Source organism: Pseudomonas sp. P5_B2, from assembly GCF_056400445.1.
Map to the genome: position 1 here is coordinate 1 of NZ_JBFULH010000936.1, position 1278 is coordinate 1278.

Annotated in this window: 1 protein-coding gene; it reads right to left on the bottom strand. The window is 60.4% G+C overall.

Translation table 11 applies throughout. From position 1 onward, the window contains the following. A partial coding sequence (locus AC1DRJ_RS28140; RefSeq protein WP_477805020.1) for a sugar diacid recognition domain-containing protein occupies positions 1–1085 on the bottom strand: 1085 nt, incomplete at its 3' end. Between the last annotated feature and the right edge of the window lie 193 nt (positions 1086–1278).

A 1278-nucleotide genomic window follows, 5' to 3' on the forward strand; every position in this document is an offset into this window, starting at 1 on the left:
CCAAGATACAGCGCAAGCATTCCGTCCAGTTTCAGCGGATCAACCCCACTCAACTCGGCAATCCGCTCCATCCGATACCGCAAGCTGTTGCGATGAATCCCCAATGCATCGGCGCACGCCTGGCTCTGGCCATCGTGATCGCACCAGCTGCGCAAGGTCGCCAAGAGTTGGCCGTTGCCATCCTTGGCGATGACTTTGCGCAGCGGTTTGAGCAATTCGTCCAGCGCATCGTCGTTGCGATGCCGCCAGAGCATCACCGGCAATCGATAACGGGTCAGCGTCAGCAAGCGCGAACGCGGCAACACATCGCGCCCATACGCCAGCAAGTCACCGACCCGCCGGTAGCAACGCCGCAGCCCCGACAATCCCTCGGCCTGCCCGCCTACGGCAATGCGCAGAACGTTCCAGCCCAGGCCGTCGAGTTTTTCCAGAAGTCGCTCATTGTCGATAGTTTGTGAAGCCGGTCGGCACCACAGCAGCGACGATTTCGCCGAACTCACGCACCAACTGTCCGGGTAACGCGAGGTCAGCCAGGCACTCAGTGCTTCAACGGTTTGCGCGGGGCCGTGTTCCAGGCCCAACTCGAACAGATACGGCACCCGCGTCATCTGCGGCTTGAGCCCCAACTGCTGCGCTTCGTCGAGCAAGCGCGGTGAATCCCCTGCCTCGCTCATCAGCAACGCCAGCAGATCATCGCAACGCTGACGCCGCCATTGCTGCTCGGCCTGTTGACTGCGCTGGCCGACCAGCATCTCCGCGGTCATTCGCACCAACTCAGCATAAGTGCGCAATGGCTCGGGCTCGCCGGTAATACCGAGCACGCCAATCAAGCGCCCATCCAACAGCAGCGGCAAATTGATGCCCGGTTGCACACCCTTGAGATGGATCGCGGTCTGCGCGTCGATCTCCACCACGCGACCATTGGCCAACACCAGTTGCGCGCCTTCATGGCGAGTGTTGATGCGCTCCGGCTCACCACTGCCGAGAATCAGCCCCTGGCTGTCCATGACGTTGACGTTGTAGGGCAGTATGGCCATTGCCCGGTCGACGATGTCCTGGGCCAGGTCGTGATCGAGTTCGAACATATCGGGGATCCTTGAAAACGGGGTGGGACGATTGTTCGCCCGCACAGGCCTTGGTCATAAACCCTGTGCGCAGGCACAAAGACAAAAACCCGGAGCGTGGAAGAGACTCTCTGGGCGATCAACGTTACCTTCGCATCGCAAAAAATCATAATAAAGAGAGAGCCCACCATGTCACAGAGCGCCGCCGCTACCC